This is a genomic window from Streptomyces solicamelliae (assembly GCF_045348655.1).
Classification (GTDB): Bacteria; Actinomycetota; Actinomycetes; order Streptomycetales; family Streptomycetaceae; genus Streptomyces; species Streptomyces solicamelliae.
The window spans coordinates 2598495-2624169 of the sequence record NZ_CP160404.1 but is presented as its reverse complement, the minus strand read 5'-3'; the positions used below and the strand labels follow the sequence as shown (position 1 = coordinate 2624169).

Sequence of the window (25675 nt, the reverse complement as noted above, 5' to 3'; positions counted from 1 at the left end):
CCCGCCCGTCAACGCCCGCTTCGAGCCGCCACGGCAGAGGCCACCCCGACGACCCCGGCGAGGGACAGCACGGCAGGCCAGGCCCCGATCTTCTTCGCCAAGGGGTGGGCCGCCCCGAAGGCCCCGAGGTAGGCGACGCCGAGCCCAGCGGTGACAGGCGTCCCATGATCCCGCTGCCACTCCCGAGCAGCCGCCACCCCGGCAGCCCCGAGCACGAGCCCCCCGAGGGGCCGCTTCTTGGTGTAACGGGCAACGGCGTAACCGCCGACGAGCCCGACGGTGGTGAGGAGAGGAGAAAGATTCGCAGCCATGGCCCGACCCTAACCCGCCCTCACTCCACCCCTACTCGCAGGCGACCCCGTCCCCGTCCCGGTCGAGGTGCCGCCCGTACCCGGGGTCACCCCGCCGCACAGGGGCCGCTCCGGCGGCGCGAGCAGCGGCGCAGTTGGCGTAGTACGCACTGTCGCCCCCGCCCCCGCCGCCACTGGAGGCGGACCCGCCGGAGGAGGACCCGTGATACGGCTCGCACGCCGTACCGTCGCCGTCCCGGTCGAGGTGGGACGCGTAGCCCTCGTCCCCCCGGTACAGCGGCGCGACTCCGGCTGCCCGGGCGGCGTCGCAGTTCCGGTAGTAGACGCGCGGAGCCTTGGTCGGCGTCGGAGTGGGCGTCGGTGTCGGTGCGGCGACAGTGATCCGCACAACGGCGGTACCGCCCTCGACAGCCGGGTCGGAGGGAGTCACCCGGTACACGAACTCATCGGTCCCGCTGTACCCGGCGCTCGGCGTATAGACGACGAGCTCCCCCTCGACGACAGCCGTCCCATGAGCCGGCGCGGCGTCAACACTGAGCCGGTACTCCCCAGCCCCCAACACCTCCCGCAGCGGATAGACACCGGTCTCGGCTCCCCTGACGCCCGTGTCATTGGCCAACACCGCGACCTTCAGCGCCGTACCCCCCTCGACCGGCTCCACGTCGTCCACCAGCGTCAACGTCACCCGCTCCGGACTGGCGGAAGGACTGACAGACGGAGTAGCCGACTCGGAAGGGGCAACGGCAGAAGCCCCCTTGGCGCCAGCACCCCCGCTCCCCGAAGCCCCACACCCCGCGACCGCAAGCGCCCCCACTACCACCGCAGCAAGAACCCCGCCGGATCTACCCATCCCCACCGAACCCACGCGCACCAAGCCCCCCTTGGCCACCGAACTCCTACGAAGGAAGCCCGATGCTTCCACGCCCCACCCCCCAAGGGAGCAACGTGTCCAAACCGTGGCCAAGACTGCCATCCGTCACAGCGTGACCCCAAGCGCGGCCATGCTCAGCGGCTCTCAGGTTGAGAATCTTCACTTTTCTTCCGCGAACAATGTTCAATGTGGCTTACATGTGAAGTACCGAACTGACGGGGCGGCGTTCTGCCTGCGGCGCCCCGGCCCCTGTGCGCGCAAGGAGTCGCGAACGCATGTCCTCATCCGAATCTCTTCGTGACAGCTGGCAGTACGACGTGCCCGTGAGCGGAAGCATGCACTTGCCGCCCGACGCCGGCTATGCGAAGGCGCTGACGAACCAGGGGTATGGGTTCGAGGCCGCGGTCGCTGACCTCGTAGACAACTCGATCGACGCCGGGGCGGACTCTGTCGTCGTGCACTTTCTCCGCGACAGCGACCGGATCGTCTCGTTGCTCGTTCTGGACAACGGCTGTGGCATGGACGCTGCTGGGCTCGACCACGCCATGACCGTCGGACGTCGCCGCAGGTACGACGGTCAGGCGCTTGGTATGTACGGAACAGGGCTGAAAGCGGCTTCCCTCTCTCATGCGCGGTCGCTGACTGTCATAAGCCGCACTAAGCGCAGCGCTCCAGCCGGACGCAAGCTCACGGTGGAGGGCATCGAGGATGGCTTCCGCTGCGACGCTGTTGATCCCGACTTCGCTCAGCAGCAGATCGACGTCTATGACGGGCTCATCGAGTGGCAGGGCACGATCGTTCGCTGGGACAGGGTGCGCTCCTTCGAGACCGTCGCACCCGGGCAGAGTGAGCATTATCTGTCCAAGGCGATAACCCGGCTTGAGACGCACCTGGGTCTCTACCTGCACCGCTTTCTCGCGCGTGGCCTGAAGCTCGACATTGCCGTGTGGGACGTCTCTACCGGCGAGGAGACAGACCATATCGGCGTCGACGCGCTGGATCCGTTCGGGTACAAGGTGCCCGGGAAGCCCGGCTACCCCAAGAAGTTCCTGACTTCGATGGAGGGGGTTGGGGACGTGGCACTCGAAGCTCACGTCTGGCCGGCGAAATCCAACTTGGCTGGCTTCCGTCAGATCGGAGCAGTGCATGAGCGGCAGGGGTTCTACTTCTACCGGAATGACCGGCTGGTACAGGCCGGGGGGTGGAACGACTTGCGTACCTCTGAGGGGCACATGGTGCTGGCGCGCATCGCAGTTGATCTGCCGGACCAGCCGGGAGAGGTCTTCAGCCTCACAGTCAAGAAGGACGGAGTGCACGTCACGCCAGCCTTCACGGCTGGCGTAGAGCGCGCGACTGATGGCGGGGGCAACTCGTTTCGGGTGTTTCTCGCCGACGCCGAAGCGGCCTACCGGGAAGGTGCTTCACGGTCTGTCGTCGAGCGGCCGTCGGTGATTGCGCCGGGCAAGGGGTTCGACCCCAAGGTGAAGCGCGCGGTCCGTGAAGAACTCCTGCTCAAGGCCGGTGAGGACCCCATTCGGATTGAGTGGGTTTCGCTCCCCGACGGACGGTTTTTCGACCTTGACCGGGACGACTACGCCATCCTCATCAACAAGAACTTCAGGGACGACTTCAACGATGGACGCCGTGGCGGGTCGAACGATGCGCCCGTAACCAAGACGCTGCTGTATCTGCTCCTCCAAGACTGCTTCGGTCTTGGTCGCTGGGAGAAGAAGCGGGCAGACCGCATTGATTACTGGAACAGCATTCTGCTTGCAGCCGTAAATGCTCAGCGTGACCGTCGTACCCGTCCCGATTCTTGAACAGTAAAACCTCCGAAATCAAGGAGATGGAGTTGACCGATATACTCCTGGAAATTCACGCCGAGGTTCTGAACGGGATGACGGCTAGCCCGCGTCATTTTGTGAAATCTGCTGAATTGGCGGCCGAAGATGATTTCCCGGGTGCTGATATTACCGAGGAGACGTTCCGCTTGCGTCTGGCCGAGGACGCCGGGCGGGGCGGAGCGCTCACCGCACTGTGGGCCAGGGCGCTGACTGCGTGGGACTTCGCAGAGAATCCGCGTTGGGCATCGGGGACGAGGCCTCGTACAGACCAGCGGCGAGCTGCGGCGTACGACCGGCTTCAGTTCAGTGATGACCTCCGCAAGATCCTCGATGCCGCTGTTCCGGTGTCACGCATGGCCGGGACTACGGTCATTGCCCCGGAGCATGTGCCCTGGTACACGACGGAGCGTGCTGCAGCCCGCTCCTTCTACTGGAAGGCGTACGAGGGGAAGCTTCGGGCGAAGGGCTGGTCCGAGGAGGCGATCGCCAGTCTCGACGCAGCCAGCCACGCCGTTGTCGAACGTCTCGCTGACCCCGAACAGGATGCCGCCCGGCAGGCCAAAGGCTTGGTCGTCGGCTACGTCCAGTCCGGCAAGACCGCGAACTTCACTGGCGTTACGGCGAAGGCCATCGATGCGGGCTACCGGCTTGTCATTGTCCTCGGCGGGACACTCAACCTGCTGCGGGCCCAGACCCAGCGCCGTCTCGATATGGAGCTGATCGGCCAGGAAAACATCCTTCGTGGCGCCGATCCGGGCGATGTCGACAGCCTCGTCGGGATTGACTATGTGGGAGACGACGCCGACTGGCCAGACTTCGTGCAGCACGGAGGTCGGCCGTCGACGCTGAACGCATTTGACATCGAACGCCTCACGACGCGCGACAACGACTACAAGAGTCTCGCACGGGGAATCCGGGCTTTGGAGATTGAGAAGCGGGAGCATGCGCTGCCGCTTTACGATCCGGTGAACCTGCATCACGCGGCTGCCCGGGTTCTGGTCGTGAAGAAGAACAAGTCCGTGCTGAAGAAGCTGGTCCAGGATCTCAAGCAGATCCATGGAATCCTCGGCGAACTGCCGGCGCTGATCATCGACGACGAATCCGACCAGGCGTCGGTGAATACGATTGATCCCAGGAAATGGGAGAAGGACTCCGTTGAGCGCACAGCAATCAACGGACTGATCTCACAGCTGCTCGGACTTCTTCCGCGTGCTCAGTACGTCGGTTACACGGCTACTCCCTTCGCGAACGTCTTTGTGGACCCTGGAGACTCTGAGGACATCTTCCCCAGCGACTTCCTGATCTCCCTGCCCCGTCCCCATGGGTATATGGGCGTTCAGGACTTCCATGACCTCGATTCCTCTCTGGCCCCCTCGGAACGCACTGTTGCCAACTCGCAGCAGGAGGCTCATGTCCGCGGTATCTGGGACAGCGCAGATGACCGCCTGCAGGAGGCCATGGACAGTTTTCTGCTCACCGGTGCGTTGAAACTCTTCCGCGCCGACCATGGCGTGCCCGAGGGGCCTTTCCGTCACCACACCATGCTTGTACACCAGTCCGTCCGGATGGACGACCACGCCGCCCTCGCGCTGCGTATCAACACCATGTGGCACGAAGCCGGGTACGCCTCGTCGGAGGGGCACGCGCGCCTGGGAGCCCTGTGGGCCGCGGACTTCGCGCAGGTCTCGGGGGCACGGGCAAGAGACTTGCCTAACCCGGTCTCCTACGAGGAATTGCGTCCGTATGTCAGCCGAGCGCGACAGCTCATCGCCAAGGGTGGCAATCCTGTTGTCGTAGTCAATGGCGACTCCGACCGGTACTTCGAGCAGATGGACCTTGACTTCGACCGCACGCCCAACGTGTGGAAGATCCTCGTCGGAGGCACCAAGCTCTCCCGCGGTTTTACGGTCGAGGGCCTCACCATCACCTACTACCGGCGTACGACCAAGCAAGCGGACACGCTCATGCAGATGGGCCGCTGGTTCGGGTTCCGTCCGGGCTATCGGGACCTGGTGCGCCTGTACATCGGGCGTGAGGAGCCGATGACGAAGACTTCGTCAGCAGATCTCTACGAGGCATTCGAAGCGATTTGCCGCGATGAGGAGCTGTTCCGTCAGCAGCTTGCCCAGTACGCCGAGCTCATCGACGGGAAGCCACAGGTCACCCCTGCCCAGGTGCCTCCGCTCGTTGCGCAGCACCTGCCATGGATCAGACCCTCCGCCCGTAACAAGATGTTCAATGCAGAACTCGTGGAGGTGCGCTCGCCTGGTAAGCCCATTGAGCCGGCGGCGTACCCGCAGTCGGCGGCGGCTTTGCGCCGAAACACAGAGCGCTGGAGTTCTGTGCTGAAGCTTCTTCCTCAGCACCCCGCGCGGTTCGGTGTGCCGGGAGACGGCACTGGGGGAGCGGGACGGTCGTTTGCCGCGCTCACAGCCCGCATCGGGCATGCAGAACTCCTCTCGGTCCTCAGCAGCCTGGAGTGGGAGCGGGAGGGCCATTTCCAGCCGCACTTGCGCTACTTGGCGCAGTTGGACGGGCGCCTGGCCACCGTGGATGACTGGCTGCTGATCGCACCGCAGCTGTCGCAGGGGGCGGCTGAGGCGTCTCTTCTGGGATCTGTGCCGCTCACACTCGTGCGTCGTAGTCGGCAGGATGGGAAGTCGTCGTTCGGCCGAATCGCGAGTGTCGAGCATCAGGTGGTGGCGAAGCATCTGATCGAGGTCGCAGCGGATGGCGGGGCGACGGCTGCAATGGGTGCTGTTGTGGGCCCTAACACCGGTGTGGCGCTGGTCTATCCGGTGGTTGAAGGCAAGGCGGACCAGGATGTGCTCGCGGCGATCAGCCGAGGGGTGGCAGACCCCGCCAAGGTGGTCATGGCGTTCACTCTCGTGCCGCCGAAGTCTGCGATCAATTCAACGCGTCAGCTTGTCCGATTCCAGGCCAAGGACTCCCGTCACGCTGACAGTGCGATCGTGGACGCACATCTCTGACTGACCACACACTGACATGGCACGGTTGGGCGGCTTCGCCGGCCAACCGTGCCACAGCGGTGCGCTGCGGAGTGGGGTGCGCTGGCTGCGGTCGACGAAGTGGAGCTCGTCGTGACCGAGCTGGTGTCGAACGCATCAAGCATGTGGGGGAAGGCGCTCCGGCCGTGCTCGTGCTTGAGGGGAGCGGTAGTCGGCTGCGCGTGGAGCTGCATGGCAAGAGTTCTGTGGTGCCACTCTTGAGGCGGTTCGGGCGGACGCGTGTGATGCCGAGTGCGGCCGCGGAGTTCACCTTCTGGCCTCGATGTCGATTGGCTGGGACATTCGTGTAACCAGCCTGGGGAAGGCGGTGTAGTGCGAGCCGTCTCTTGTGGCTGAAGCAATGTGTGCGCGCGCGTCGTGCGTCCACCGCTCTGGACGGATACCGCGAGCTGGTGGGATCCACGGCTCGCCCTGGCCAGCACGGTCAAAGGTGAACCAGGAGGCCGCGGGCACCCTGATCCCCGATCGCCTGGTCTGGCTTGCCTTGCAGGGGGTGATCCGGACGCATTGGCCCGCGCGCAGCAGTTCTACGCGGGGTCCGAGGCGGCGTGACCGCCGCCCTTGCGCAGCTCTGCGCGCAGTTCTTCCGGAGTGCGCCAGCTTTCTCCTTCGTGGCTCCGGTGGCACATTCGGTGGCAGTTCGCGCAGAGGAATGCAAGGTCCTTGAGCTTGGTGTCGCGGGGGCCGGAGACGTGAAGGGGCAGCCGGTGGTGGACCTCCACGTAGCCGGCGCCGAGCGGACCGTAGGCAGCGCCGAAGTCGAACGTGCAGACCTCGCAGTGGAGAGGCTGGTTCAGCTTCCTTGCCTGCTTGATCTTGCGGTCCCTCAGCCCGCGGTCCCGTTCGCGGTAGAGGGCCCAGCGGGCGAGCAGTCGGCCTTCGCGGGCGTTGGTCTCTCCGTCCTCGGCAGTCTCGCCAGGCTGCGCGGGGATGAGGTGCAGCTCGCCACTTGCGATGCCGGCCTGGAGGGCCTGGGCGGCAGCGAGCATCTCGGACTCGTTCTTGAGGAAGTCCGCAACGACCTGCTGGGTGGGGCGGCCGCCCTTGGTCGCTTCGCCCGCGTAGTCGGGGTGAGCCGTGGCGATGTCCGTAGTCTTGCGGCTGACGCTGTTGGGCGAGCGGAATCGCGGGTCTACGGCTGCGTCCCCGTGGAGCGGGAGAGAGCGGAGCAGATCGGACAGCTCATGCACGCGCGGATCGGTCTGGCGCAGTTCGCGCCACCCGTTTTCGATGACGAGCGCGCAGGCAAGCAGCAGTTCGTCTCTTACCCAGGAGATTTGCGCCATGCTGCGCATCGTATAAGTGTTCGTGTGGCGTGTGGAGTGTCAGGAGGTGTGCGGCGATGCCGCACACTAGGGGGGCGTTGTCAGTGGGGTCTGTCACTCTCTGTGATGACTGGTGGGCAAGGCGCCAGCGAGGTACGTGGTCGAAGGAGGGTGCATGACCGGCACTGAGGCGGAGTTCACTTCAATCGAGATCTGTGCTGGAGCCGGCGGGCAGGCTATTGGGCTGCATGCGGCGGGATTCAGGCATCTTGCGCTCGTGGAGATCGACAAGCATGCGGCGGCAACTCTGCAGCGCAACATCGACTCGCGGGAGGACTGGGCGTGGGAGAAGCAGCACTGTGACCTGCTGCATAAGGACGTCAACGAGTTTGATCACAGCAGGGATCTGAAGAGGTACGGCCGCCCCCTGCAGCAGGAGGAACTGGATCTGCTCGCAGGCGGCGTTCCGTGCCCGCCCTTTTCTCACGCTGGCAAGCAGCTGGGCAGGGACGACGAGCGGGATCTCTTCCCGCGCATGCTCAAGCTCGTGGAGACGTTGAAGCCGCGGGCGGTGATGATCGAGAACGTTCGCGGGATCCTGGACCCGAAATTCTCCGATTACCGGGACTTCATCGAGGCCAAGCTGCAGGGTGGTACGTACCTGGGGGAGGACGGCTCCCTCGTCGCAGACACGGGGCTCGGGTACAAGGTGTGTCACTGGGGCCTTCTGGAAGCCAGTGACTTCGGCGTTCCGCAGCTCCGGCCCCGCGCGATCCTCGTCGCCATCCGCAACGACGTCCTCAAGGACGTGAAGTACGAATGGCCGACGCCGACGCATGAGGAGGCGGTGAGCGTCGTCAGGGCCCTCAGGACGTCGATGGAGAAGCGGTACGAGGCGTACTACGACGGGCCGCGGGACCGGGAAGCGCGCGAGGCCTATGCCCGGTGGCATCGGAGGGCGACTGAGCGCCACGAGGAGCTGAAGGCCAAAGACAGCGCCGGCATTGCCCCCACGCTTGTGGGCGGGTCCAAGAAGCACGGCGGGGCTGACCTTGGCCCCAGCAGGGCCAAGGCCGCCTGGAAGCAACTGGGCGTGTCCGGTCTCGGTGTGGCTAATGACATCGAGACGTGCCAGAAGAAGGGATCGGAAGATCGGGACCTCTTCGGTCCTGATGGGCCGATGCTGACCGTCGAGCAGGCGGCGATCATCCAGGGCTTTCCGAAAGACTGGATCTTCGACGGTGGTAAGACGGCTCAGTACCGGCAGGTCGGCAACGCCTTCCCGCCGCCAGTCGCCGAAGCAGTAGGCCGGTCGATCATGGATGTCCTGAAGGCCGCCCGGGAACGGGACGCCAAGGAATCCTGATCACGTCGTGCCCGTGCCTCGCGCACGGGCACGACGCTTCTCCACCTCGGCTGCGATCCGGGCCGCGCACTCAGATGAAGGCTCGTGCTCCCAGAACCGCAGTACGGTCCATCCGGCCTCTTCGAGTCGCTGATCGGTGTCACGGTCACGCGCCATGTTCCGCGCCACCTTGTCCGACCAGTACCCAGGATTCGTCTTCGGTGGCACGTAATGCACAGGGCAGCCGTGCCAGTAGCAGCCATCGATGAATACGGCGACCCTGACTGGACGGAAGACGATGTCTGCGGTCCGGCGCAGATCGGGTAGCGGCCTGGCCGCTACCCGGTAGCGCAGCCCTTGGGCATGGAGAAGCCGCCTGACCAGCTGCTCGGGCTTCGTGTCCCGGCTGCGGATCGCCTGCATGTTGCGGCGGCGGGCCTCCGAAGAGGCCCACGAGCCTTCCGGCGGCGTCCATGCTTCGTGTGTCTGCACTGCCTCTCCTCCTGTGGGAGAGGCTAGTCCCCCGACGAAGCCCCCTTCTTCGTAGAGGGGAGGAGAGGCGCCCGCTCACGGCCGTCATCGTGCCCGGCGACGACCCAGCAGCGACCGTCAAGCAGTATTTGCGGGTGGCCCGCGTGGTGGGGCTTGGCCTCCACGACGCGAACGCCGAGACTCTCACCCTCCTGCGGTATGGGAAGGCCCAGTGCTTCCGCCACCTTCTTGTGGCTGGGGTAGTCGCCGCAGATCAGGATCCCCTCGTCGCGAAGCCTGTCGCGTGCGCCTCCGTCCCCGCGGACGCGTTTCATGTAGTCCTTCTGCTGGGCTAGCGTCCTGATGACGGTGCGGCTGATCCGGCGCTTCTGTACGCGGCGGAACAACTCGTTGACCTTTGCCTGGCCCGGGCTGCGCTTCGATCCTGCGCCGGCGGTGAGGATGGCAGCCTGAGTGTCCCTGTCAAGGTGGAGCAGGAGGTTTTCTTCAAGAGGCTGCTCGAACCAGAGCCAGTGCACGAGGTCCCGGTCCTTCTTCGTCAGCCGGAACTTCCCGTCACGGTTTCCCTTCTTCGTGACATTTCCGCTCGTGGTGAGCTTGGCGCGATTCGCGCGGAGCAACCCCGCGCTCCACTTCTTCTCCCAATCATCAGCCCACACGACCAGGCAGATCTCGTCCAGAGCCTCCGGGGGAATCATCCAGCCGTACGGTGTCTGCGAGAACTTGCAGTCGACCTCGATTCCTTCGATCAGATAATCCATGTCGACACCGCTCTTGAGGCCGAACTCCCGGAGCAGATTGATCTCGACCAGAGTTCCCGCGTGGGTCTTTTCTGTCTTGTGCAGGTCGTTCCAGTCGAAGCGGCCTGTGTGCTCGCCATCGAGCAGTTGGTCGATGGTGTCGCGAAGTACCCGACCGAAACGCTCTCCCCTGGGGTCCACACTCAGCCAGTACTGCCGGACCAGCATGAGCTCGGGGTCGTCGTGCACGGTGGAGGAGAGCGCGGACGGGTCGAACAGGGTCAACTCGGGCTCCTCTGATGACGGTGGGACGGATTCGTACCACAGAATGACTCGTGAGGGGCGAGCTGAGTTCCCGGTGACGCGATGTTCGTCAGGTTGCCGGGGCGTTACTCCGCCCCGTGGCACGTCGCGTAGGTGTTGGTCGAGCCGCACCAGCACGCCGCCCCCCGGGCCGGAGGCCATGGAGTGGCTCGGCCTCGGGCGGCCAGGGTGGTGGCGTACTGGGGGAGGAGGGCGGGGTTGGCCGGGGTGGAGGTTTCCGAGGCGGCGAAGGCTTCGTAGGAGGGGACCGTGGCCGGGACGATGCCCAGGTTCGGGGTGCCGGCGGCGGAGAGTTCGCGGAGGGAGGCCTCCAGGTCCGTGAGGTGGGCCCGGTACGTGGGGTACTCCGCCTCCAGCTCCGGGTAGGACGCCAGGAGCTCGTCCAGTTCCCGTTCCGGCCAGTGCAGGACCGCCACCGGGAACGGGCGGGAGAGCGCGGTGCGGTACGAGCCCAACTCGCTGCGGAGCCTCGTGATCTCCGCCTGCAGTTCCGCCGGGTCGTCCGAGCCGAGCGACCACAGGCGCTTCGGGTCGTGCAGTTCGTCCAGGGCGACCGCGCCCGTGTGCAAACCGTCCGCGCGGGTGTCCCACGCGTCGTGGGGGAGAGCCAGCATGCGCCGCACCCTGTGGCGGGAGATCAGGAGGGACTGGGTCGCGTACGGGAGGTCGTCCGAGCCCTCCGCCGCCAGCAGCCGCGCCGCCTCCGTGAACGTCGACTCCGACTGCTCCAGCTCGTCGTGGGCCTCCAGCGTCTCCGCGACGATCTCCCACGGCGCCGCGTCCCCGGGGGCCGACCTCCGCACGCCGTCGATGATCGCCCTGGCCTCCGCCTCGTGGCCGTACTCCCACAGGTTCGCGGCCTTCAGCGCGCGGATCAGGGAGGGGTTGCCCGGATCGCCGCCGAGCAGCGTGTCGTACAACTCCGTCGCGCGGGCACGGTCGCCCGCCAGTTCCAGATGCGCCGCTGCCCTCAGGAGCAGCGGTTCGCGGTCCTCGGGGTACGTCGACGCGGTCCGCAGCAGACGCTCGGCTTCGGTCGTGTGGTCGGCAGGCGTGTCGGGGCGCATGGTGAACACCGTACTGCTGTACGCCAGTCGAGGCGGGGCTCGCGCGGTCTGGTGAGTTGACGGGACGGCCCCTATCGTGCGCCCGTGCAGCCGCAACGGATACGTGGACGTGTCGTCGTCGTGCAGCGGGCGCCGCGCACCTGGGCCGCCCGCGTTCTCTGGACCGTCGCCGAGGTCGCGGTCACCTTCGGGGTCGTCGTGCTTCTCCTCGTCGTCCACCAGCTCTGGTGGACCAACCACCAGGCCCGCCTCGGCGCCGAGCGCCAGGTGCGGATCCTTGAGGAGGAGTGGGGGGACGTTTCTTCCGGACCATCCCCCGAGGGGGCGCCTGCCGGCGCATCGGAGGCGGTGGATTCGGGCCCCGGGGCGCCCTCGCCGTCCGCTTCCCCCGTCGAGAGCCGCCCACCCCGGCCACCCTCCCTCTCCTCCGCCTACGCCGTGCTCCGCATCCCCGCCCTCTCCCTCTCCGTGCCCGTCGCCCCCGGTGTCTCCAAGCGCGGGGTGCTCGACAAGGGGTACGTCGGGCACTACCCGCGCACCGGCCGGCCCGGTCAGGTCGGGAACTTCGCGCTCGCCGGGCATCGCAACACCCACGGCGAGCCCTTCCGGTACATCAACCGGCTCCGCCGCGGCGACGAGATCCGGGTACGGACCCGAGCGCGCGAGTACGTGTACGTCGTCGACCAGGTCCTCGCGCGTACCTCGCCCCGCGACACCGGCGTCATCGCGCCCGTGCCCCGCAGCCTCGTCCACCCCTCCGCCGGGTACGAGACGGACGGTTCCTATCTCACGCTCACCACCTGCACACCCGAGTTCAGCTCCACCTATCGGCTCATCGTCTGGGCTAAGCTCAGGAGTTAGGCGTGTGATTCGTCGGAAGGGGGTGGGGCGCGTGCAGCTGTCCGGTCGGGCCGTTTCTCTCGTGCTCTTCGTCCTCGCCGTCACTCACGCCCTGCTCGCCGACGGGTCCGCGCTCTCCGCCGTCGCCGTCGTCATCACCGCCGCGGCCGTCAGCGCCCTCGCCACCGCCCGGCTCGCCCCGGCCGTACCGCCCACCCGCGTACGGACCGCCATCCGCGACCGCGAGCAACGCACCGCCTTCCTGCCGCAACGCGATCCCGACGCCTCCGGGCGTCGTCGGCCCCGAGCCCCCGGCCGTCGTCTTCTGTCGACGACCGCCGGCTAGTCACTCTCCCTCTGTACCCGTGTCTGTGTCCGGCCGGTTGTCGTCCTGCCGTTTTCCCTTTTCCGGCACGACCTCTCCCGGAGGGCTCCCATGTCCGTTTTCGCCTCGCTCGTCGAGCAGCTCGCCGAGCTGCTCCAGCCGCTGTTCGCCCCGAACTCCACCGCCGCCGCGATCGTCCTCTTCACCGCGCTCGTACGGCTCGCCCTGCTGCCGCTCTCCCGCGCCGCCGCCCGTGGCCAGAAGGCCCGCGTGCGGCTCGCGCCCGAGATGGCCGCGCTGCGGGAGAAGTACGGGAAGGATCCCGAGCGGCTGCAGAAGGAGGTGCTCGCGCTGCATGCGCGGGAGCAGGTGTCGCCGCTCGCCGGGTGCCTTCCCAGCCTGGTGCAGTTGCCCGCGTTCTTTCTGCTCTTCCATCTGTTCTCCGGGGAGCGGATGGCCGGGCATTCTCTTCTCGGCGCGCCCCTTGGGGACAACTGGGCTGACGCCCTCTCGCACGGTGGAGTCTTCGGCGGCGCCGGTGTCGTGTACGTCGGGATCCTCGTCCTCGTCGCCGCCGTCGCCACGTACACGTTTCTCCGCGCCCGGCGGGACAGCGCGGTCACTGCGGCCCCTGCGGTCCCCTTCGCCCGCCTGCTGCCGCTGCTCTCGTACGGGACCCTCGTCACCGTCGCCGTCGTACCGCTCGCGGCCGCGCTCTACGTCGTGACCAGCACCTTGTGGACCGCCGTCGAGCGCGCGTTCCTCTATCCCGCGCCCGTTCCCGCTCCCGACCCGGCTACCGCTCGGTAAGAGTCCAAGGACTGAGCCGGGGCTTGCAGGGGGTCCGTAATTCTTGGAGGATCGGCCAAATCTACCTCCGATGGCCGCACTCCATCGGCCGGGGATCACCTCACCTCGACCACAGGGAGAACCCATGAAGCTGCTGCGCGTCGGACCGGCGGGCGCCGAGCGGCCCGCGCTGCTCGACCAGGAGGGGACGCTGCGGGACCTGTCCGCGCTGGTGGACGACATCGACGGGCGGGTGCTCGGCGACGCGTCCGCGCTCGACCACATCCGGGCCGCCGCCGGCGCGGGCGTGCTGCCCGCGCTCGACGCCACCGGGCTGCGGATCGGGCCGCCGGTCGGCCGCATCGGCAAGGTCGTCTGCATCGGCCTGAACTACCACGACCACGCCGCCGAGACCGGCGCCGCGACGCCCGCCGAGCCGGTCGTCTTCCTCAAGGCCGCGGACACCGTCGTCGGCCCCGACGACACCGTCCTCGTACCGCGCGGCTCGGTGAAGACCGACTGGGAGGTCGAGCTCGCGGTCGTCATCGGCCGAACCGCCCGCTACCTGGAGACCGACGAGGAGGCGCTCGCGCACGTCGCCGGGTACGCCGTCGCCCACGACGTCTCCGAGCGCGAGTTCCAGATCGAGCGCGGCGGCACCTGGGACAAGGGCAAGAACTGCGAGACCTTCAACCCGCTCGGGCCGTGGCTGGTCACCGCCGACGAGGTGCCGGACCCGCAGGCCCTCTCGCTCAAGCTCTGGGTGAACGGCGAGCTCAAGCAGGACGGCTCCACCGCGGACCAGATCTTCAAGGTCGCCGAGGTCGTGCGGTACGTCAGCCACTTCATGACGCTGTACCCCGGCGACGTCATCAACACCGGAACCCCGGCCGGCGTCGCCATGGGGCAGCCGGAGCCCAAGCCGTACCTGCGGCCGGGGGACGTCGTGGAGCTCGAGGTCGAGGGCCTCGGGCGGCAGCGGCAGGAGCTGAAGGGCGCGTGACGCGCACGACGGAGGGCTGCCGGTTCACCCGAGTCTGACCGGAGGCCGGAAGGCCGGAAGGCCGGAGGCTTACCCGAGCCTGACCGGAAGGCCGGAAGGTGGCCGGAAGGCCGGAGGCTCACCCGAGCCTGACCGTCACGCCCTCCCGTGCCGAGCGGCGGGCCGCCTCCAGGACGTCCAGGGTCGCGGCCGCCTCCAGCGCGGTGACCGGGTTCGGGGACTCGCCGCGGAGAGCGGAAGCGATCGCCGCGTAGTACGCCGGGTAGTCGCCCGGCAGCGACTCCACCGGGTCCCCGCCGCCCGTCAGCGGGGACTCGCCCGCGCCCAGCCGGCCCCACAGCTGCTCCGGCTCCACGCCCCACGGCTCCGTGGAGCCCGGGCGGCGGCCCTCGCGGAGCGCCGCCTCCTGCGGGTCCAGGCCGTACTTCACGTACCCGGCGCGCTCGCCGAGCACCCGGAACCGCGGGCCCAGCTGGGCCGTCGTGGCGCTCACGTACAGGTGGGAGCGGACGCCGTTCGCGTGCGTGACCGCGAGGAAGGTGTCGTCGTCGGCCTCCGCGCCCGGGCGGCGCACGTCCGACTCCGCGTACACCTGGACGGCCGGGCCGAACAGCACCAGCGCCTGGTCCACGACGTGGCTGCCGAGGTCGTACAGCAGGCCGCCGATCTCCTCCGGCGCGCCCGACTCGCGCCAGCCGCCCTTCAGGCGCGGGCGCCAGCGCTCGAAGCGGGACTCGAAGCGCTGGACAGTGCCGAGCGTGCCGTCCGCGACGAGGGCGCGGAGGGTGAGGAAGTCGTTGTCCCAGCGGCGGTTCTGGAAGACCGAGAGCAGCAGGCCCTGCTCCTCCGCGAGCGCGGCCAGCCCGCGCGCCTCGGCGGCCGTGCCGGCGACCGGCTTGTCGACGACGACCGGGAGGCCGGCCCGGAGCGCCGCGCCGGCGAGCGGTACGTGGGTCTTGTTCGGGGACGCGACGACGACCAGGTCCAGCTCGTCCGCCCGGTCCCACAGCTCGTCGGGCGAGGCGGCGACCCGTACGCCGGGGAACTCGGCGCGGGCCTGCGCCGCGCGCTCCGGGTTGCCGGTGGTGACGGTGTCGAGGACGAGACCGTCGGTGGCGGCGATCAGCGGGGCGTGGAAGACGGAGCCGGCGAGGCCGTAGCCGACGAGGGCGACGCGGAGGGGAGTCCGGGGGGTCATGGAGGCCACTTAAGCAACGCTGTTGCCTAAGTGCAAGCGGGAGCGACAATGGAGGGGTGAACAGCACCCGTACCGGCGCGAACCAGCCCGCTCTGCGCAGCCACAACGCGGCCCTCGTCCTCGACCTGCTGCGGACGGCCGGGGCGGCCGGGCTGAGCCGGCCCGAGCTGGCCGAGCGGACCGGGCTCACGCCGCAGGCCGTCAGCAAGATCACCGCGCGGCTGCGTACGGAGGGGCTGGCCGGGGACGCGGGGCGGCGCGCGTCGACGGGCGGCAAGCCGGCGACCGCGCTGCGGCTGGTGCCGGAGGCCGGTCACGCGGTGGGGGTCCACCTCGACCGCGACGAACTCACGGCGGTAATGGTCGACTTGGCGGGGATGGTGGTGGGCGTGCGGCAGGCGCCGCTGGACCTCGGGGCGCCGGCGGAGGTCGTGCTGGGCGCGATCGAGGGCGCGGTGCGGGGGGTGGCGGAGGAGGCCAGCCGTCGGTCGCCGGGTCCGGCCGCGCCGCTCGGTGCCGGGGCTGCCGCGCCGCTCGGTGTCGGCGTCGCCATGCCCGGGCCGCTCGATCATGCCGCCGGGGTGCCGTACCGGGTGACCGGGCATCCGCAGTGGGACGGGTACCCGCTCCGCGACGAGCTGGCGCGGCGGCTCGGCGGGGTCGTCGTCCTCGACAAGGACACCAACGCCGCCGCGCTCGGGCTCGCGCTGCGCGCCGGGGCGCCGGAGTCGTTCGCGTACCTGCACCTCGGTACGGGACTGGGGGCGGCGCTCGTCCTCGGCGGCGCGGTCTACCGGGGGGCGAGGACCGGGGCGGGGGAGTTCGGGCACCAGACCGTCCAGCTCGACGGGCCCCCGTGCGGCTGCGGCGGGCGCGGCTGCCTGGAGGTGCTGTGTCTCGGCGCGGTGGCGCGCGGGGACGTCGCGGAGTCGGCGCGGGTGCTCGGGACGGGGGCGGCGAACCTCGTCGCGCTGCTGGACGTCGACCGGGTGGTCCTCGGCGGGCGGATCGTGGAGGCGGAGCCGGAGCCGTTCGTCCGGGGCGTGGGCGAGGTGCTGGGCGCGCTGGCCCGGCGGCGTACGGGGGCGGGGCAGGGGGCCGGAGGGCGGCCCGTACCGGTGGGGGTGGCCGGGGGTGCGTACGCGGTGGCGGAGGGGGCGGCGCAGTTGGTGCTGGCGCCGTTGTTCGGCAAGGGCGGGGAGCGGTGAGCGAGTGAGCGAGTGAGCGCTGGGGGTTCCGGGGTGTCCGTGTGTGCCCCGGTGTGTTGATCCGATGATGGGCTGATCGGGCGGATTCGGTGGGGCGTACGGGGGGTGGGCCGCGTCGCTCCCGGGGCGGGGCGCGTCGGGGTGGCAGCGTCGCGGGCGACCCGTACGCCCGCGAGCAGCAAAGGCACAGGTCCAGCCATGCCCATGCCCAAGGTCACGCCCACACCCACGCCAGCGCGACACACTTCCCGGCGGCTGCGCGATGCGCTCGTGCGCGGAGCGGCCGGTACCGCCGTCCTGTTGTTCTCCGGTCCGGCGGCGGTGGCCGTCGGACCGGGGCCCGGACCCGGCGGGGAGCGGCAGGACCAGCCGCCGGCGTGCGGGAAGGTGTCCGATCCGGAGTTCCCGATCGACACGCGGATCCACGGGGGGCCGGCGGTGTACCGGCCGGGGGAGCGGTTCGCCACGTGGAACGTGGACCTCACGAACACGACGGACGAGGCGTGCGACAGCGTCCACCCGGTCCTCGCGCTCACCGACCGCGACCGGGTGCTGCGGCCGACGCAGATCCGGTTCGACTTCTACGACGCGCATGCGCGTCGGTGGCGGCCGGTGACGTTCGAGGGGACCGAGGAGGACGAGAACGTCGGCGTCTTCGACGACGGCTTCCCGGGGTTCGCCGTACCGGCGGGGCGGACGCTGACGATCCCGGTACGGCTGGCGTTCCGCGCGGGCACCGCGCCGAACGAGGTCGTGGCGAACGCGGCGATCGTGCAGCGGCGGGGGGACGACGGGGACTGGGTGGGGGAGTCGGACGACTACCGGCTGGTGATCGGCGGGGCGAGCGGCCCGGCGACCCCGCCGAAGCGGGAGGCCGAGGGCGACGACGGCCTCACCGGCAACAGGGTACCGCCCACCACCCCGACCGTCCCGCTACCGCCGGAACTGGCCCAGACGGGCGCCCGGCGAGCGGCGGCCGCGCTGGCGGTGGGGGCGGGTGCGGCGGTCGTGGCGGGCGCGGTACTGCTGGCGGTGGTCCGGCGACGCGGGTCCCGTTGAGGCGGGGAGGTCGGGGGTGGGGACGGGCCGGGTGGGGCTCCCGGGCGCCACCCCTTGTTCACCTTTCTGTTCATCGCCGTCTGCGACGATCAGCGCGTGGACTATCCGAACGACCAGGTACCAGGCGCTCCCATCCGGTTCGGCATTCCGGAGCACGGGCGTATTCCCAAGTACTACGCCGTGAAGGCGAAGATCTCCGTGCTCGTCGAGGAGTCGGGGGAGGGTGGGCTGCTGCCCACCGAGCGGGATCTCGCCGCGCGGTTCGAGGTCTCGCGGGAGACCGTCCGGCAGGCTCTGCGCGAGTTGCTGCTCGAAGGGCGGTTGCGGCGGCAGGGGCGCGGGACCGTCGTCGCCGGGCCCAAGCTCGAACAGCCGCTCTCCCTCGCCAGCTACACCGAGGGGGTGCGGAAGCAGGGGCTGACGCCCGGGCGGTCCCTCATTTCGCTCGAGCAGTTCCCCGCCACCGCACCCCTCGCCGCCGAGCTCGGCGTTCCCCGCGGCGAACCCGTCTGGCACATGGAGCGCGTGCTGCTCGCCGACGACGAGCGGGTCGGGCTCGAGTCCACGTACGTGACCGTCGCCCGACTGCCCCGTCTCGACGTCGACTTCGAGCCCGACTCCTCCTTCTACGCCTACCTCCACACCGAACTCGGCATCGCCTTCGGCGACGCCGACGAGCGCATCGAGACCGTCCTCGCCACGCCCCGCGAGGCCCTGCTCATCGGGACTCCTCCCGCGCTCCCGATGCTGCTCCTGCACCGCTTCTCCCGGGACCCCGACGGCCGCCCGCTCGAACGCGTCCGCACCCTCTACCGCGGCGACCGGTTCAGCTTCACCGCCCACCTCGGGCCCCAGGGGTAGCCCGCAACGGTCACCTCAGCGCTTGAGCGTGAACGTGAAGTCGTCGGCGGTCCTGGCGTTCAGGCGGATCGGCGAGACGATTCTTCCGTCCGCGATCAGTCGCTCCACCTCCGCCCGCCCCAGTCCGCAGCCCTCGGCGATCAGCCGCGCCGGCCGGAGGGGGATCCGTGCCGCGAAGCGGACCGACACGTCGATCGCCTCACGGTCGTCACGACGCGAACCACCTGTGTCCAGGCGCCAGGCTCCCGCCCAGTCCAGCGCTATGCGATTGCGGCGCCGTACCGCCGGGTCCTGCAGCAACTCGGCTGCCAGAGCCGCGTCGTTGTCGTGCATCCGGTCCAGCAGGTCGGGTCGTACGGAGCGCACGTTCACCCGCTCCAGGACCGTGAGCTTCGCCGTGTCCCCGCACGTGGTGCAGAGGACGAGCAGCCAGGCGTCGATGCGCTTGTGGTTCGCGTTGACACGGAACTTGCCGTGCGCGCGGAAGCGGTCGAACAGGCACGCGTGGCAGCGGCGACGGACGAGCGGAAGGCAGGTGGGAACGACCACCCAGTTTTCGAGCACAGAAATACACCGGTTCCAGTGAGAAGTCCGCAGCAAAAGGCAGCGCGGCGCGCACATGGCGCGACGCGCGACAGATCAGCGCTCGGGATGTCTCACAGGGTGTACAACGGCACGTCCTTGCCCAGACGACTCGGTTCCGCAGCAACGTAGTGGGGTGCGGGGGCGCCGGGCCAACGACTTTTCGGATCACGGAACGATAACGGGTCTGGTCCAAGCTTGGCGGGTCGTTCACTCTCCCGTCGCCCACCCGACCCGTCCGGGTCACCCGTTCCCAGGACCGTCGTCGGCATGAAGGTGATCGTCGTAGGAGCCGGCGTGGTGGGAACCATGCACGCCTGGCACGCAGTGGAACGCGGCCACGAGGTCGTGCACATCGAGCGCGAGGCCGAGGCGCGCGGGGCCTCGCTCCGCAACTTCGGGCAGATATGGGTCAGCGGGCGCGCCGGCGGCGAGGAGGTCGAGACCGCGCTGCGCGCCCGCGAGCTCTGGGAGGGCATCGGCTCCCGCGTCCCCGAGCTCGGGTTCCGGGCCAACGGCTCGCTCACCCCTGTCCGCAACGACCTCGAACTCGCCGTCGCCGAGGCGGCCCTCGCCCGCCCCGACGCCGCCGCCCGCGGCTACAAGCTGCTCACCGCCGACGAGGCCCGCGCCCTCAACCCCGCCCTGCGCGTCGAGATCTTCGAGCCGGACTGGGCCGACATCGACAAGAACCTGGCGGAGTACGTCGACGCGTGGAAGTCCGCGACCGGCAGCTGACCGGCGGCTGATCGGCGACCCCGCCGACGCCAAGAGTTCACCGCACGTCCCTTCCGCCTCCCGAAGTATCGCGGAAAGATAACGGGTACGGACCAACGCCCCTGAGAAATCAGGGGCGTTGGTGTGTCATCCGGACCCTTCCACGGAGGAACCCCATGCCGACGAACGGCATATCCCGCCGCAGCGTGCTCGCCGCCGGTGCGGCCACCGGTGCGCTCGCCGCCACCGGCGTCGCCGCCGCCCCGGCCGCCCTGGCGGCCGCCCCCACGCTCCCCGACGGCACCAGCAAGGACAAGGTGCTCGTCGTCGGCATGGACGGTCTGCGCCACGACCGCATCGACGCCGCCGACGCCCCGAACCTCAAGCGCATGATGGCCGAGGGCACGTACGGCCGCTCCCTGCTCTACGCCAACCCGATGGCCGCCACCTCCTCCGGCCCCGGCTGGTCGACCATCTCCACCGGCGTCTGGCCCGACAAGCACGGCGTCCGCGACAACAGCTTCACCGGCCGCAACTACACGCAGTACCCCGGCTTCCTGGCCCGCCTGCACCAGGTCCGGCCCGCGCTCTCCCTCTACGCCGCCGTCGACTGGAAGCCGCTCGACACGTACGGCACCGTCACCGCCGGTGCCGACGCCAAGATCGTGCTCGACGGGGACCGCGACGGCTACGTCGGCCACGACGAGACGATCACCGCCGACAGCGTGAGCGTGCTGCGCGACCAGAACCCGGACGTCGCCTTCGTCTACCTCGGCAACACCGACGTCGTCGCCCACGCGAACGGCACCGGCCAGAAGTACCTCGACGCCCTCGCCGTCCAGGACGCCCAGCTCGGCCGCCTGATCGCCGCGATCAAGGCCCGCCCCGCGTACGCGACGGAGCGCTGGACGGTCATCGTCTGCACCGACCACGGCCACGTCGACACCGGCGGCCACGGCGGCTCGTCCATCGAGGAGCGCCGCACCTTCGTGCTCGCCACCGGCCCCGGCATCGCCGCGGGCGCCCGGCCCATCGACACCCGCCTCGTGGACGTCGCCGCCACGGTCTTCCACCAGCTCGGCATCACCCCCGACCCGGCCTGGGGCCTGGACGGCAAGCCGGTCCAGCAGCGCTCCACCGACCCGTTCGACGCGCTGCAGTCCTCGCTCACCGGCCGCGTCGACGAGACCGGCATCCCGGCCGGCGTCCTCGGCTTCACCCACACCGCGCCCAGCGGCTGGTCGATCGTCAACAACGCCATGGGCACGGGCGGCATGACCGAGTGGCGCGGCTGGTCCTTCGCCACCGACGAGTTCTGGTCCCGGACGCAGCGCGACCAGTCCCGCGAGCTGAACGTCCGCGCCCGCGGCGTGTTCGCGGTCGCCGACTCCGACGAGTGGTCCGACAAGAGCTTCTCCGGCCCGTACGACACGACGCTGGTCTCGCCGGCGTACGCGGTCTCCGGCGCCGCCCGCGTCACCCTCGACCTCACCACCTTCTACCGCCAGGAGGGCGGCCAGACCGCCCAGATCCTGGCCTCCTTCAACGGCGGCACCCCGACCGTCGTCAAGAGCTACACCTCCGACGTCGTTTCGCAGCCCCAGTCGCTGACGGTGAACGTCCCCGCCGGCGCGTCCAGCGTCAACTTCCGCTTCCGCTACACCGGGTCCAACAACTGGTACTGGGTGATCGACGGGGTCAAGGTCCGGACTTCCTGACCTAGGCTGGGGGCGTCGCCACAGCGCTGTCGCGTCGCCCCCAGCACTCGCACGTTCGTACGGCAGGAGTCCCGCACCCATGGCAGAGCGCAAGCCGATCGAATCCTGGCTCACCGACATGGACGGCGTCCTCATCCACGAGGGCGTGCCGATCCCCGGCGCCGACGCGTTCATCAAGAAGCTGCGGGAGACCGGGAAGCCGTTCCTGGTCCTCACCAACAACTCGATCTACACCGCCCGCGACCTGCACGCCCGCCTCAACCGCATGGGCCTGGAGGTCCCGGTCGAGAACATCTGGACCTCGGCGCTCGCCACCGCCCGGTTCCTCGACGACCAGCGCCCCGGCGGTACCGCGTACGTGATCGGCGAGGCGGGCCTGACCACGGCGCTGCACGACATCGGCTACGTGCTCACCGACCACGACCCGGACTACGTGGTCCTCGGCGAGACCCGGACGTACTCCTTCGAGGCGATGACGAAGGCGGTCCGGCTGATCAACGCGGGCGCCCGCTTCATCTGCACCAACCCGGACGAGACCGGCCCCTCCCTCGAGGGCCCGCTGCCCGCCACCGGGTCGGTCGCCGCGCTGATCACCAAGGCGACGGGCAAGGAGCCGTACTTCGCGGGCAAGCCGAACCCGCTGATGATGCGGACCGGGCTGAACGCGATCGGGGCGCACTCCGAGTCCAGCGCGATGATCGGCGACCGGATGGACACCGACATCCTGGCCGGCCTGGAGGCCGGTATGCGCACCTTCCTCGTGCTGACCGGGCTGACCGGCCACGCCGAGGTGGACCGCTACCCGTTCCGCCCGTCGGAGATCGTCGACTCGATCGCCGACCTCGTCGACCTCGTGCAGTAGCCGGCGGACGGGTCCCCTGGTCGGGCCCGCTGCGGATGCGGAAAGCCCCGAACCGCGCGAACCTGCCAGTACCAGGAGGTCACGATGCGTTCAGGTCCGATTGCTCTCCGTGCCGCGGGAGCGGCCGCCGCCGTACTGGTGCTCGCCCCCCTCCCGGGTGTCGCGCAGGCACACGAGGGCGTGAAGGTCTCCGTCACCCCGGGCACGGCGAAACCGGGGGCGGACATCGATCTCCGGGTCAGCGGCTGCAAGGGCACGACCGGCGCGGCCAAGTCCCCGGCCTTCGTCGCGGACGCGGAGCTGTCGGGGCGGGACGGCGGCGGGCGCCCGCTGTTCGGCGACACGACGCTGAAGTCGGGCCTGGACGACGGTACGTACCGCATCACCGTGACCTGCGACGGCCACGACCACCGGGACGTCGGCACGGTCCGGGTCGAGCACCGGGCGAAGCCGACCCACAAGCCGACCCACAAGCCGACCCACAAGCCGACGCACAAGCCGACCGACCGGCCGACTCGGAAGCCCACGGAGAAGCCCGTCCACCGGCCCACCGACCACGCCACCCCCGTCGCCCCGGTGCGCGCGGGCGGCGGCGGGGCGGCGGCGCTCGCCGCGGCCGGCGCGGAGCAGCAGGACGTCGAGGAGCAGGGCCCCGGCACCCCGCACACCTTGATCGGCCTGGGCCTGGCCGGCGTCGCCGCGGTCGCCGTCGCCTTCCGGCACAGCCGCCGCCGGGCGCAGCTGCGGGCCGGTTCCGCCGCGCGCAAGGACGCCGAGTGACATGTCCGGGGAACCACGAACGAGCGGTACCGGGCGGCTGCTGGCCGGCATCACCTGGGCCGTACTGCTCCTGGGTCTGTGGCTGTGGGGCCGCGAGGCCACCTCGGGCCCCCGCGGGCACTCCGCGCCGACCACGGGCGACGTCGCCGCCGTCGGCCGCCCGCTGGGCGTCGCGCTGCCGCCGGCACACCGGCCCGTCGCGCCGGTGGAGCCGCGGAGACTGGAGATCTCTTCCATAGGCGTCGCCGCCCCGGTCGTCCCCCGGGGCCTGGACGCCACGGGGGCGATCGACCCGCCGCCGTACGAGATGGCGCAGTCGGTCGGCTGGTTCGACCGCGGCGCGAAGCCCGGCGCGGACGGGGCGGCGCTGCTGGTCGGCCATGTCGACACGGAGACCCGTCCGGCGGTCTTCTACAACCTCAGCTCCACCCGCCCCGGCGCGAAGGTCGTCATCACCCGGGTGGACGGTTCGGTCACGGAATTCACGGTGGACGACGTCCAGGTCTTCCCGCGCGAGCACTTCGATCCCCGGAAGGTGTACGGGCAGCGCGACCCGGACCGCGCGGAACTCCGGCTGATCACCTGCGGCGGCACCTTCGACCGCAAGACCGGCGCGTACACGGCGAACGTGGTCGTCTCGGCGTACCTGACGGGTGTCAGGGGAGCGGCGAGGGCGTAAGGACCGGCCGGCCCCCGAACATGATCGAGGCCCCTCACCATCGGTGAGGGGCCTCGATTGCGCGTGCGCCGCCAGGGACTCGAACCCCGGACCCGCTGATTAAGAGTCAGCTGCTCTAACCAACTGAGCTAGCGGCGCCTGCTGACAGAGAAAACTCTACCTGACGTCTGAGCGTGCTCCCGACCATTTCCGGGCGCGCCCGGCCTGTCGGATGGTCGTTTTGTACCTTTGATCCGTCAAAATGCAATATGTCCGGACAGTTGAGACACTGGCGCCCGTGCAACAGCGCCAGAAGATCTTGACGAGTGTGGAGGGGATTCGCATGAGTGTGCCGGTCTTCGAGGAGTACGAGCCCGCGGCCGACTGCGGCTGCCCCGGCTGCGCACGGCAGCGGCGCGATCTCGCGCAGGGCCTCCCCGTCCGTGCGGGCGGTCACCCGGGGGCCCACGGTGCCCGCCGCGCCCTGGTCCTGATGACCGCGGCGGGCGTGGTCCTGGGCGGCGGCGGGACGGCGGCACTGGCGGAGGAACTGGGCCTCGGGACGCCGGGCCGGGCCCCGGCCGACACGGGCGCCGCGCAGGCCGGAGGCTCCGGTGCCGACGCGGGCGCCGTACAGGCCGACGGCTCCCTTGCCGAGGCCGGCGCCCCTCCCGCGGCCGACACCCGCCCCCTCCCCGACACCCCCCAGGGCTACACCGGCCCGCTCCACGGCGGCACGGCCGGCCAGGCCGGACCCCCCTCGGCCAACCCCACCCCGACGACCAGTCAGATCGACGTGGCGACGCTGCCCCGCAGCACCCGCGCGGAGATCATCAACCGCGCGAAGCGCTGGGTGACGGCGCAGGTCCCGTACTCGATGTCGGCGTACTGGTCCGACGGCTACCGCCAGGACTGCTCCGGCTACATCTCCATGGCCTGGAACCTCCCCGCCAACGAGTGGACCGGCAGCCTCGCCCGGTACGCGACGCGGATCGACCGCACGGAGCTCCAGCCCGGGGACATCCTGCTCTTCCACAACCCGGACAACCCGACGCGCGGTTCGCACGTGACGGTCTTCGGCGGGTGGACCGACTACACCCACACCGCGTACGTCGCGTACGAGCAGACCAAGCCGCGCACCCGCAAGCAGGCCACGCCCATGGCGTACTGGAACAACTCCGACCGGTACCTCGCGTACCGCTACAAGGGCGTGGTCGCCGGGAGCGACGTCGGCAGCGCGGGCAGCGGGTCGAGCACGACGGCGTTCCCGGGAGCGGCGTACTTCGGTCCGGGCGCGAACAACAAGTACGTCACGCAGCTCGGGAAGCTGCTCGTCGCGCGGGGCGGCGCGCGTTTCTACAGCGAGGGCCCCGGGCCGCGGTGGGCCGAGGCGGACCGGAGGGCGACCCAGGCGTTCCAGCAGGCGCAGGGCTGGACGGGCAAGGAGGCGGACGGGCTGCCCGGCCCGCACACCTGGCGGCTGCTCGTCGCCGGGCAGGGCCGGAGCATCGGCGGTTCGAGTGGTTCGGGCGGGTCGACGACGACTGCGCCGGCGTTCCCCGGGCGTGCCTCCTTCCGTCCGGGGCAGTCCAACGCATATGTGGAGAAACTGGGCAAGCAGTTGGTGAAGCGGGGGTTTGGCAAGCACTACCTGTCGGGACCCGGTCCGCGCTGGACGGAGGCGGACCGCCGCAACGTCGAGGCCTTCCAGCGAGCCCAGGGCTGGCGCGGCGCGGCGGCCGACGGCTATCCGGGGCCGGAGACCTGGCGCCGGTTGTTCCGATGAA

Annotated in this window: 23 protein-coding genes, 1 tRNA gene and 1 pseudogene; 16 read left to right on the top strand and 9 right to left on the bottom strand. The window is 69.7% G+C overall.

Annotated elements, in window-relative coordinates; translation table 11 throughout:
- Positions 1–8: 8 nt before the first annotated feature.
- Entirely contained in the window at positions 9–311 is a 303-nt protein-coding gene (locus ABZO31_RS12065) for a hypothetical protein (protein ID WP_406861157.1), read from the bottom strand.
- Positions 312–342: 31 nt separating this feature from the next.
- Positions 343–981 carry an excalibur calcium-binding domain-containing protein gene (locus ABZO31_RS12060; protein WP_406861156.1) on the bottom strand — a complete coding sequence of 213 codons (639 nt, stop codon included), beginning with the start codon at positions 979–981 and terminating at the stop codon, positions 343–345.
- A gap of 476 nt (positions 982–1457) precedes the next feature.
- Between ABZO31_RS12060 and ABZO31_RS12055 the strand changes: the two genes are divergently transcribed.
- Both ABZO31_RS12055 and ABZO31_RS12050 read left to right on the top strand, forming a co-directional pair.
- Positions 1458–3002: an ATP-binding protein gene (locus ABZO31_RS12055; RefSeq protein WP_406861155.1), complete on the top strand. Its 1545-nt coding sequence runs from the start codon at positions 1458–1460 to the stop codon at positions 3000–3002.
- 32 nt (positions 3003–3034) lie between these two features.
- Positions 3035–6016: a Z1 domain-containing protein gene (locus tag ABZO31_RS12050; RefSeq protein ID WP_406861154.1), complete on the top strand. Its 2982-nt coding sequence runs from the start codon at positions 3035–3037 to the stop codon at positions 6014–6016.
- Between the two features lie 566 nt (positions 6017–6582).
- Here ABZO31_RS12050 and ABZO31_RS12045 read toward each other — a convergent pair.
- A complete protein-coding gene (locus ABZO31_RS12045) occupies positions 6583–7341 on the bottom strand; it encodes an HNH endonuclease (protein ID WP_406861153.1) in 759 nt (252 codons plus the stop codon).
- Between the two features lie 154 nt (positions 7342–7495).
- On the opposite strand from ABZO31_RS12045, the gene ABZO31_RS12040 reads away from it, so the two are divergent.
- The gene (locus tag ABZO31_RS12040; protein WP_406861152.1) at positions 7496–8686 is read left to right on the top strand and encodes a DNA cytosine methyltransferase; all 1191 of its coding nucleotides are present in this window, start codon (positions 7496–7498) and stop codon (positions 8684–8686) included.
- Here ABZO31_RS12040 and ABZO31_RS12035 read toward each other — a convergent pair whose 3' ends face one another.
- From ABZO31_RS12035 to ABZO31_RS12025, 3 genes are all read right to left on the bottom strand, one after another.
- Complete coding sequence (locus tag ABZO31_RS12035; RefSeq protein ID WP_406861151.1) at positions 8687–9157, bottom strand: very short patch repair endonuclease; 471 nt, start codon at positions 9155–9157, stop codon at positions 8687–8689.
- 23 nt (positions 9158–9180) lie between these two features.
- The gene (locus ABZO31_RS12030; RefSeq protein ID WP_406861150.1) at positions 9181–10182 is read right to left on the bottom strand and encodes a NaeI family type II restriction endonuclease; all 1002 of its coding nucleotides are present in this window, start codon (positions 10180–10182) and stop codon (positions 9181–9183) included.
- Between the two features lie 104 nt (positions 10183–10286).
- On the bottom strand, positions 10287–11288 hold the full coding sequence (locus tag ABZO31_RS12025; RefSeq protein ID WP_406861149.1) for a tetratricopeptide repeat protein: 1002 nt from the start codon (positions 11286–11288) through the stop codon (positions 10287–10289).
- Between the two features lie 84 nt (positions 11289–11372).
- On the opposite strand from ABZO31_RS12025, the gene ABZO31_RS12020 reads away from it, so the two are divergent.
- From ABZO31_RS12020 to ABZO31_RS12005, 4 genes are all read left to right on the top strand, one after another.
- The gene (locus tag ABZO31_RS12020) at positions 11373–12149 is read left to right on the top strand and encodes a class E sortase (RefSeq protein WP_406861148.1); all 777 of its coding nucleotides are present in this window, start codon (positions 11373–11375) and stop codon (positions 12147–12149) included.
- A gap of 31 nt (positions 12150–12180) precedes the next feature.
- Positions 12181–12474: a DUF6412 domain-containing protein gene (locus ABZO31_RS12015; RefSeq protein ID WP_406861147.1), complete on the top strand. Its 294-nt coding sequence runs from the start codon at positions 12181–12183 to the stop codon at positions 12472–12474.
- A gap of 90 nt (positions 12475–12564) precedes the next feature.
- On the top strand, positions 12565–13263 hold the full coding sequence (locus tag ABZO31_RS12010; protein ID WP_406861146.1) for a YidC/Oxa1 family membrane protein insertase: 699 nt from the start codon (positions 12565–12567) through the stop codon (positions 13261–13263).
- A gap of 124 nt (positions 13264–13387) precedes the next feature.
- Positions 13388–14245, top strand: coding sequence for a fumarylacetoacetate hydrolase family protein (locus tag ABZO31_RS12005; RefSeq protein WP_406861145.1), 858 nt, complete (start codon positions 13388–13390; stop codon positions 14243–14245).
- Between the two features lie 118 nt (positions 14246–14363).
- Here the strand turns inward: ABZO31_RS12005 and ABZO31_RS12000 are convergent, their stop codons facing one another.
- Positions 14364–15443, bottom strand: coding sequence for a Gfo/Idh/MocA family oxidoreductase (locus ABZO31_RS12000; protein ID WP_406861144.1), 1080 nt, complete (start codon positions 15441–15443; stop codon positions 14364–14366).
- Positions 15444–15499: 56 nt separating this feature from the next.
- On the opposite strand from ABZO31_RS12000, the gene ABZO31_RS11995 reads away from it, so the two are divergent.
- The 3 genes from ABZO31_RS11995 (at position 15500) to ABZO31_RS11985 (ending at position 18571) form a co-directional block, all read left to right on the top strand.
- Positions 15500–16651 (top strand): ROK family transcriptional regulator, encoded by a 1152-nt coding sequence (locus ABZO31_RS11995; protein WP_406861143.1) that lies wholly within the window; start codon positions 15500–15502, stop codon positions 16649–16651.
- 270 nt (positions 16652–16921) lie between these two features.
- Positions 16922–17710, top strand: a complete 789-nt coding sequence (locus ABZO31_RS11990; RefSeq protein ID WP_406861142.1) for a hypothetical protein — start codon at positions 16922–16924, stop codon at positions 17708–17710.
- A gap of 96 nt (positions 17711–17806) precedes the next feature.
- Positions 17807–18571, top strand: coding sequence for a GntR family transcriptional regulator (locus ABZO31_RS11985; protein WP_406861141.1), 765 nt, complete (start codon positions 17807–17809; stop codon positions 18569–18571).
- 15 nt (positions 18572–18586) lie between these two features.
- Here ABZO31_RS11985 and ABZO31_RS11980 read toward each other — a convergent pair whose 3' ends face one another.
- On the bottom strand, positions 18587–19135 hold the full coding sequence (locus tag ABZO31_RS11980) for a DUF1062 domain-containing protein (protein ID WP_406861140.1): 549 nt from the start codon (positions 19133–19135) through the stop codon (positions 18587–18589).
- Between the two features lie 288 nt (positions 19136–19423).
- Here ABZO31_RS11980 and ABZO31_RS11975 point away from each other — a divergent pair.
- The 5 genes and pseudogenes from ABZO31_RS11975 to ABZO31_RS11955 all read left to right on the top strand — a co-directional run.
- Positions 19424–19840, top strand: a pseudogene (locus tag ABZO31_RS11975) (FAD-dependent oxidoreductase); the annotation flags it as partial.
- 206 nt (positions 19841–20046) lie between these two features.
- The gene (locus ABZO31_RS11970; protein WP_406861139.1) at positions 20047–21588 is read left to right on the top strand and encodes an alkaline phosphatase family protein; all 1542 of its coding nucleotides are present in this window, start codon (positions 20047–20049) and stop codon (positions 21586–21588) included.
- A gap of 79 nt (positions 21589–21667) precedes the next feature.
- Entirely contained in the window at positions 21668–22450 is a 783-nt protein-coding gene (locus tag ABZO31_RS11965; protein ID WP_406861138.1) for an HAD-IIA family hydrolase, read from the top strand.
- A gap of 84 nt (positions 22451–22534) precedes the next feature.
- Entirely contained in the window at positions 22535–23230 is a 696-nt protein-coding gene (locus ABZO31_RS11960; protein WP_406861137.1) for a hypothetical protein, read from the top strand.
- Position 23231: 1 nt separating this feature from the next.
- Positions 23232–23909, top strand: a complete 678-nt coding sequence (locus ABZO31_RS11955; protein ID WP_406861136.1) for a class F sortase — start codon at positions 23232–23234, stop codon at positions 23907–23909.
- Between the two features lie 64 nt (positions 23910–23973).
- On the opposite strand, the gene ABZO31_RS11950 is transcribed toward ABZO31_RS11955, so the two are convergent.
- Positions 23974–24047: transfer RNA gene (locus ABZO31_RS11950), tRNA-Lys, on the bottom strand.
- Between the two features lie 184 nt (positions 24048–24231).
- Between ABZO31_RS11950 and ABZO31_RS11945 the strand changes: the two genes are divergently transcribed.
- Entirely contained in the window at positions 24232–25674 is a 1443-nt protein-coding gene (locus tag ABZO31_RS11945) for a peptidoglycan-binding protein (RefSeq protein ID WP_406861135.1), read from the top strand.
- Position 25675: the final 1 nt, after the last annotated feature.